The organism is Nostoc sp., from assembly GCF_036917635.1.
Taxonomy (GTDB): domain Bacteria; phylum Cyanobacteriota; class Cyanobacteriia; order Cyanobacteriales; family Nostocaceae; genus Nostoc.
In genome coordinates this window covers 1-8,467 of record NZ_JBALCW010000104.1, presented here as the reverse complement: position 1 = coordinate 8,467, position 8,467 = coordinate 1, and the positions used below count along the sequence as shown (strand labels likewise).

6 protein-coding genes are annotated in these 8,467 nt (G+C 41.1%); 2 read left to right on the top strand and 4 right to left on the bottom strand.

All coding sequences use genetic code 11. The annotated features are described in order from the left end of the window. The first annotated feature begins 262 nt into the window (after nucleotides 1-262). Together dxr and V7K32_RS26245 are read left to right on the top strand one after the other, a co-directional pair. A complete protein-coding gene (gene dxr / locus V7K32_RS26250; protein WP_334997477.1) occupies nucleotides 263-1,459 on the top strand; it encodes a 1-deoxy-D-xylulose-5-phosphate reductoisomerase in 1,197 nt (398 codons plus the stop codon). A gap of 535 nt (nucleotides 1,460-1,994) precedes the next feature. Then, entirely contained in the window at nucleotides 1,995-2,192 is a 198-nt protein-coding gene (locus V7K32_RS26245) for a hypothetical protein (RefSeq protein ID WP_334997475.1), read from the top strand. A gap of 91 nt (nucleotides 2,193-2,283) precedes the next feature. Here V7K32_RS26245 and V7K32_RS26240 read toward each other — a convergent pair whose 3' ends face one another. The 4 genes from V7K32_RS26240 to V7K32_RS26225 all read right to left on the bottom strand — a co-directional run. Further along, nucleotides 2,284-2,784, bottom strand: coding sequence for an acyl-CoA thioesterase (locus tag V7K32_RS26240; protein WP_334997473.1), 501 nt, complete (start codon nucleotides 2,782-2,784; stop codon nucleotides 2,284-2,286). Nucleotides 2,785-3,555: 771 nt separating this feature from the next. Further along, nucleotides 3,556-3,900 carry a DUF1815 family protein gene (locus tag V7K32_RS26235; protein WP_334997471.1) on the bottom strand — a complete coding sequence of 115 codons (345 nt, stop codon included), beginning with the start codon at nucleotides 3,898-3,900 and terminating at the stop codon, nucleotides 3,556-3,558. A gap of 959 nt (nucleotides 3,901-4,859) precedes the next feature. After that, complete coding sequence (locus V7K32_RS26230) at nucleotides 4,860-5,555, bottom strand: PEP-CTERM sorting domain-containing protein (RefSeq protein WP_334997469.1); 696 nt, start codon at nucleotides 5,553-5,555, stop codon at nucleotides 4,860-4,862. 356 nt (nucleotides 5,556-5,911) lie between these two features. Next, a partial coding sequence (locus V7K32_RS26225; protein WP_334997467.1) for a hybrid sensor histidine kinase/response regulator occupies nucleotides 5,912-8,467 on the bottom strand: 2,556 nt, incomplete at its 5' end.

The following is an 8,467-nucleotide window of genomic DNA, read 5'->3' as shown; positions in this document are numbered from 1 at the left end:
TACTTTGTTTATCATTCACTTAATTTCTACAATTTTTTATGTCATTTTGAAATCTTTCTTAGTTTTTATTAGTAAATAAGATGCGTTCGCCCTGCGGATTGAGGCTGGCGCAGGGACGAGGACAAGAAGAGATAGAGACACGCCGACACCTTCCTTCGGCCCCTCACCTCCTGCTCGTCAGTGTATCGATTATAGTGATTCCTGTTATTAAAGAGTCCCCAGCAATTTATAGTGGGAGTTGTCTGTAAATCCTTAAGCAATTGTGAAAGCGATTACTCTTGTTGGTTCCACTGGTTCTATTGGTACTCAGACTTTAGATATTGTCACTCAGTACCCAGATCAGTTTCGGATTGTGGGATTGGCAGCTGGGAACAATGTAGAGATGTTGGCTACTCAAATTCGGCAGTTTCGACCGAAAATAGCAGCCATTTGCTCAGAAGATAAATTACCAGCGCTCAAAGAAGCTATCATTGACCTCGATCCCCAACCGATTCTACTGGCTGGTGAGGCGGGAGTGATAGAAGTCGCTCGCTACGGCGATGCTCAAACTGTTGTAACTGGGATCGTTGGTTGTGCTGGTTTGCTACCCACGATCGCAGCTATTGAAGCTGGTAAAGATATTGCCTTAGCGAACAAAGAAACCCTGATTGCTGGGGCGCCAGTGGTTCTACCCCTAGTCGAAAAACATGGTGTAAAATTACTCCCTGCCGATTCCGAACATTCCGCAATCTTTCAATGCCTCCAAGGTGTGCCAAAAGAAGGCTTGCGGAAAATTTTGCTGACTGCATCTGGTGGGGCTTTCCGAGACTGGGATGTAGAAAAGTTAGCAGATGTAACTGTTGCTGACGCGCTCAAGCATCCTAATTGGTCGATGGGGCGTAAAATCACTGTAGATTCTGCTACTTTGATGAATAAAGGGCTGGAAGTAATCGAGGCTCACTTTCTGTTTGGGTTGGATTATGACAATATCGAAATTGTCATTCATCCCCAGAGCATTATTCACTCGCTGATTGAACTGCAAGATACTTCAGTTTTAGCCCAACTCGGTTGGCCGGATATGCACTTACCTTTGCTGTATGCGCTATCTTGGCCCGATCGCATCTACACCAATTGGGAACCACTAGATTTAGTCAAAGCTGGAAACTTAACTTTCCGTGAACCAGATCACCAAAAGTATCCTTGTATGCAGTTAGCTTATGCTGTGGGTAAAGCTGGTGGTTCGATGCCAGCTGTGTTGAATGCGGCAAATGAGCAAGCTGTAGCTTTATTTTTAGATGAAAAAATTCGCTTTTTAGATATTCCCCGGTGTATCGAATGGGTGTGCGATCGCCATCAAAATGATAACCGTGCTAATCCCTCTTTAGATGACATTTTGACAGCAGATAAATGGGCAAGACAAGAAGTTTTAACTGCGACTGAAAAGTTAGAAACTCACTCGCGGATAATTTCCCTGCGATAAAAACCTTTACTTCAGATACCCAAAAGGCAGATTTTCTAGTTCTTGACCAATTTTTGTTTAGCCTTCAGCCTAATGCTGAGGGCTAACGGCTAAATTCATTTTTGTCTATCCTTATATCCTTCCAAAAATATAACTTCTGGATATTGTAATTCTTTATACCAAAATTTTAATAAAAAATATTTTCGGTAATTCTGCCAAATTGCCAAATAAATTGCCTCTTATGTCAATGATTGTCTCATTTTCAGCTACTATAGTATTAGTATAGTTAAAAAATATTAGCTTTACTATCTATTCTAAATTAGGTCTAAGTAAGTGGGCGCAAATAATCATCACTCGCTCCTAGTTGTGCTAAAGCGCAAGAGGGCGCAACTACGAGCCAAATAGAGAAATTTTACTTTTCGTTACATAGTTTGCTTTTATCTTGCCTACCTACTTAATAGCTTTAGTACTAATAATTTTTAATTCAGATAAAAACTTCCCCTTTCTGAATAACCACCTTCTCAGATAAGGGCTATTCTTAAGGAATTTCTAGATTATGATTGCTACGTTAATTGTAGCTTGGATTATTTTCATAATATTATACAAGTTGTTGAAAGCAACCATGAGTAGTGCATTAACTATTGCCGCAATCCTGATTTTATTAAACATTAGTTTTGGCATTACTCCACAAGATATTTGGCATCACATAATGCAGTTTACGCAAAGTATATCAAAGATTCAAAGCGGCAAATAAAAAATTCACCTTCGTTAATAAAGGTGAATTACAAACAATGACCAGATAAAATTTTTAACCTTAAAGCAAATTGCTTTATAATTTTTGTTGGTCAATTTTTATTTAATGCTGAAATTTTAGCCAGTGCATCCTTAAAACTCGGCGGCAACTGACGCATAATTTTACCTCTTTCGCGATCTAAAGCGACTAAAGTCACCTTGGCAGTGACGTACAATTGTTGTCCATCAGTTGAGACAATGGCATAGTCCCAATTGATTCGCACACCAGTCACCTCAGCCATGCGCGTTTTTACCAGCACTGCCATACCCAATTGAATTGAATGGTGATAGCGCACCAACAGTTCTACAACTGGTAAATCGCAACCTATAGTAACTAAATCAGCAAATTCAATCCCTATAGATCGCAAACACTCAATCCGTGCTTCTTCCATCCAAGCTATATAGGAACCGTGCCAGACAAGACCTGCATAGTCAGTGTGGTGGGGTTGCACTCTGACAGGATATTCAAACCAATTCTCAAATTCAGCACTTGATGGATTGTCAAGAGCGCTAGTTGGTGGTAGTTTTGGTTGCCTGGGTTTTTCTTCTGACATCTTCAAATTTCTCAGCACCTATAAATTATTTATAAATTATTGAATAGCGTCAACTGCCACACTCACAAGGCGATGTGGCTTGTAACTAGGAAAAAGTTCGTAGTGAGTTAGCGCGGTCTTGGGGGTTTCCCCCATGAGCGACTAAGGGACTGACAAATAAAAAAATACCCAAAAAACTTTCTCCTCCTTATTCCTCTGTGTTCTCTGTGTCTAATAAGGTTCGTTTATTTGAGTAATTTATTTCTTGTCAGTCCCTAACGAACCCGTTAGGTAAGGACTTTAGTCGTAGATTTTTAAGCACACTTTGTGCCTACTACGAAACCAGCAAAATTAATGGCACAAGGCAGGGTGCGCTTGACTGGGGAAATTTCCCCTTTTCACCCTGCTCCCCTGCCTATAAAGGTCAGCTAGAAAATTAATTAAAAATTCATAATTCATAATTAAGAATTCATAATTGCCTTATATAAGTAGATTTAGACTCCAAGCCAAACTAGGTTGCTTGCTTGATAGTTGCAGGTTTTGTTAACCTGTCTTTTAATTATGAATTATGAATTAGTAATTACTAATTATCTTGTGCGTTTTACCAAACTTCCAGCTAAAGGCTCAGAATTCGGCTCGTAAGCTTTTGGCAGACACAAAAAATTTGCCCTAGGCCAGCTATGAGCCAATCACTTAACGGTAATCGAGAACAGGTAAGAGCGATCGCTAACTAAGCCACGATTACCACTTACCGATAATCAATTTCTAAGAAACCGATCAACCTTTGGAACCTTAATACTTCTTGGCAAGAGTTTTAGAGCCTGTATCGGTTTGCATAGATTGCTTGACAAGATCAGCCAGATCGTCTAGCTGGCTAATTGCCTCTGCACCCTCTAGCTTCATTAATTCGCGGTCATCCCGCATTTCCGTCCAAGTAATCCCGTAATCGGACACCAAAAACCGAATCAGGTGATTATCACCCAAGCTAACCATAAACGATCCACTATTCATTTGGTCGCCACAGGTGTAACAGGACGCAGGATAACCGCGCCGCTCTAATACAACCGCCAAGGCTTGCAGGTTCATAACCAAGTCTTGGACGAATTGTCGATGTTGATGTGCTAGTCTCAGAAACACTTTTGTCCTCCAGACACCACAGTAATTTGAGTTTCTTTTATATTTTCTTTAGATTTTCTCATCCACTGGTATTGTAAACTATTCAATACAATTACCAGACAGATGATATTGAGTCGTTAATTGACTACCTTGTTTAGGGTAGTGGATCAGGTTTTTGAGCGCCGTATCAAACTATTCAGTTTGCAAATTAAAAATCTCGGACAGAATTGGTAAATTTAACTATATCTTTATACATTTCTGTCAGGGTAGATTCTTACAAGAAGCGATCCGCTTTAAGATTAACTTAAATCTAGCACTAGTCAACTACACAAAAGCTACATATTTCGCTTTTATTGGCGAAGTGTAGTCTAAATGAGTGTTATTAGAGGCTATAATGTAGTTTTACATTGTTATACTCTTTTTTTTAGATGTTTACTTTGTTCTGTTTCTAACGTAGATTTTGGTATAGAGAAAGAATTAAGTATACCAAATTCGCTCCTCTATATATAAAGTTGAACACATAACAGTCCAAATTTGATATTCAGTACTCTAAGCAGGTTAGTTAGAGTTCTTTATACAAAAAATTTTACGTAATTAATAGACAAGTCTGAGTGGAGAATCCACAATAGATAAACTTAACACTGACAATACCTAAACTGAGCAGAGCAATGTTGCCTAAATGGCAATATTGCTCTGCTATTTTGGGATTACTCTCAAAAAGTTGTATAAACCAAAGCACATAAATTTGGAAAGCTCCTTATCTTAGTTTGGTTTTGCTAAATTGAATGGTTATTATATAATATATTTCGATTATTTATTCCAACTGATTAATTATTTTTTATAAGAATGCCCGTTGAAAACCCTTGCAAAAGAAAACTATAACCGAAGAAGCGCGATATCACTTACCAGATAACAATAGAAATGAGATCGCGTTTCCTGATATGTAAGTTTTTACTTTACTGTGCGTTATTTATTTCAGATTAGGCATATTTAGAAGCTTTTTGTTTACGCTTTATCCATGCTCCCAAAGCACCGACAAGAGCAATACCGCTTACAGAGGTGGGTTCAGGAACAGAGGTAGGTATAGGTGGTAAAGCGTCCAACTCAACCAGACGATCCCCCTCGAAAGGCTGTATATCAGTTCCTTGCGTAACTTCAAGCCGCCAAGACTGTGCGGTTATGTTGCCCACAAGAGATGGGATTGTCAGATCGAGGTCTTCTGGGAGTGCTCCATTGTTACCAGTCTGTAGCGCATAATTGGGATTAATATTTCGGTTAGCGACAACAGTCTCAAAAACGCTGTCAGAATTTGTGTCAGCGAAGAGTGAAAAATTGCTCATCGCACGACGAAAACCGAAATATTCGCCATCATTGTGGGCAAATAACCTTACACCACCGATTGTAACCGGGGAAGCAGTGGCAAACTCAATGAAGCTGATTGAGCCAAGACCGCCATTATGCATAAGTGTATGACCGTCCTCAAATCCTCCACTTGTACGAAAAGCGTTAATGGGATCAATGATTGTGTCGTCATTCGTGATTACTGTGCCTTGTGTAGAATCGAACGCATCAGTAGAAACAGTGCCCGGTACAATATCTGCTTTTGCTACTTCTATAGTTGCAAGAGAAAGAACAATGCCAGAGATAGCAGATCCTAATTTTATTAAACTTTTCATTTTTGATTCCTCATGCATAAGGCAAATAGCATCATAGTTTTGATTAATAACACTATACAGATTTCAACATCATGTTTCAATAAAGACTGAAAATTTTAAGTAAAAAACCTTGACAGGTTTACTGCCAAGGTCTTTTAAGTACTCATGCAAAATTAATTTCTTATTTTGAATGAGGACTTACGCAAAATACCTCTCAAACTCTTATTTCTTTGTGTTCTCTGTGTCTTGAGTGGTAGCATTGGAGACGCAAACGCGAGAGCGTCTACGATTTTCCGTTACCTGTGCGTAAGCCCTATGGATAAAGTACAGAGCCAAATAAGATGTATAAATAATTTTGCATTACTACTTATTGCTTACTAAACATTAGTTGTAGTGCTAACAAGTTTCTCCCCTTTCAACATCCGCGCCGCAGCTTCAAGTAAAGCTTCTTCGAGATAAGGCTTGGTAAAGTAGCCACTAGCACCGAGTTGAGCTGCAATTTGTCTGTGCTTGTCTGCACCGCGAGAGGTGAGCATGGCGATGGGTAAGTGGTTGAGGTTAGAGTCTTTCTGAATGCGAGAGAGTAACTCCAGACCATCGCAACGGGGCATTTCGATGTCGCAAAATACGATATCGCAAGGCAGACCGGAGCGGAGTTTATCCCAAGCTTCCTGTCCGTCACGGGCCTGTTCTACACGATAACCTGCCTTATTAAACGTTAGGGAGAGCAACTCTCGGACTGTAATCGAGTCATCGATGATTAGTACTGTTGGGTCAATCTTCGCAGGAGAGATGTCTACAGGAATCCCTTTCTGTTGCCAAGAATTGCCACCAATTTCGGTAGAAATCCGTCCTTGGAAGATGTCAATTATTTCTAGTACGTCAGCAATGGGCATAATCCGACCATCACCCAGGACTGTAGCACCAGCTACACCAATGGGTTTAGGCGCTGGGCCTTCAAATTGCTTAATTACAATTTCTTGTTCGCTCAACACTAGGTCAATTTGTAGAGCTATTAAGGTATTTGCCGATCGCACCACGACCACAGAAACCATATCATCATCTCTAGTGCCGCCATAGACATTACCGCGACTGATTTGGCGATTGAAGGTTAAAAGTTCCTTCAGAGGTCGGAATGGCAGCACCGTATCGCGCCAGGAAATAAATGATTCCCCATTGGCATCGTGCTGGATATTTTTGACTGGTATATCCAGCGTATCTTCTACACCGTCCATCGGGAAGGCGATTCTGGATCGATCGGAGACGCAGCAGAGAGCTTTACAAATACTCAGAGTCAGTGGCAGACGAATGGTGAAAGTGGTTCCCTTACCGATCGCAGAATCGGTGTTCACTGTCCCCCGAATTTCGCTAATCTCAGAGCGGACTACGTCCATACCCACACCACGACCAGAAATTTCATCTGCTTGGTCTTTGATTGTAAAACCAGACTGGAACAGCAGATCGTAGACTTCTAGGCGAGACATGGCTAATGATTGCGCTTCTGTAATCATGCCAATCTTCACCGCTTTAGCCTTAACCTTTACTGAATCGATGCCTGCGCCATCATCGCCTACAGAAATGATCGTTTGGTTGCCTTGGTGGAAAGCGCGGATAGTAATGATTCCTACGGGTGGTTTACCAGCAGCTTGTCGTTCTTCTGGTGTTTCAATACCGTGAGCGATCGCATTATTCAGCATGTGAGTTAATGGATCGGTGAGATGATCCAAAATCATTTTGTCAATTAAGGTATCGCCACCTTCAATTACCAACTCCACTTGTTTGCCACACTTTATGGCGTTGTCGCGCACTCCTCGCCGCCAGCGATCGATAGTTTGGGCAAAATGCACCATTCGCGCTCTTGTTAATCCCTCTTGTAGCTGGGTGGTTACTTGGCGGAACTGCCTTGCTACGCGCTCGGTTTCTTCGGTAACAAAATCAATGTCACTTGCCGACTCACGCACTCGCACAATGCGCTCAATCATTTGCTGTGAGAGTGTATGGAAGGGAGTAAAACGATCCATTTCTAACTCGCTAAAACCCCTATCGGCATTGGAATCAGGCGCTTGGAAACCGGAGTCTTTCTTTTTGCGTCCAGCTAATAGAGAAGCTTCCAGTAGCGATCGCTCATACAACTCCTGCATTCTTGCGCCCACATCCGAGAGTTGTTGTACCTGAATCAGCAAGTTATCTAATGACTGCCGCAGCCGTTCATGATCCTGTTCTAAGGTATTGCGATTTACCACCAACTCCCCAACTAAATTACTCATATCGTCCAGTTGCTTAACTGGAACCTTCATCGTTTCTTCAAATCTCGCAGCCCGACGAGTAGAGGGACGGGGAGCTTTGTTGGTGTTAGATTTTACTGATGGTGAATGGGATATTGTTTGATCCGCTTCTGCCAGCAACTTCTCCAAGTCACCAAATTCATCTATAGCTGCTGATGGATTGACATTTTTGGCTAAGACTGGTTGAGTGTTGAAGGGCTGGCGTTGGGGTAGCCCGTCGTAGACATCGCTGTTGTTATCTGTACCCAGCAATTCTTCCAGGGCTGCAAAATCTATTTCTGGTATCTCCTTAGCTTTGGGGTTAAGTGGTACTTCCTCTCCTAATAATGCTTCCAAGTCTGCAAAATCATCTTCTGGAGCAACTACTTCAACGTTTTCTGTCGTTACCAATTCTTCAATTGAGGTAACAATAGCGTTTTCGCCCTCTGACACTGGTACAGATTCAGATGTCTCTTCTAGATCCCACAAATCGGTTTCTACACCTTCCTGAATAACCATTTGTGTGAAGTGATTGACATCTTGTAAATCAATTATTATCGTACTTTCTTTTAATTCTGGCTGTACTTGAAGTGATGCTAAATCTGAAGTTTCCCCAAAACTGTTATCTAAAGAATTTTCTATAGCCGATATATCCAGATTATCTGCGGT

What these genes read in the sequence shown, in the direction of transcription:
- V7K32_RS26245 (WP_334997475.1), top strand. Translation starts at nt 1,995, where the DNA reads ATGATTGCTACGTTAATTGTAGCTTGGATTATTTTCATAATATTATAC.
- V7K32_RS26230 (WP_334997469.1), bottom strand. Translation starts at nt 5,555, where the DNA reads ATGAAAAGTTTAATAAAATTAGGATCTGCTATCTCTGGCATTGTTCTT.
- V7K32_RS26240 (WP_334997473.1), bottom strand. Translation starts at nt 2,784, where the DNA reads ATGTCAGAAGAAAAACCCAGGCAACCAAAACTACCACCAACTAGCGCT.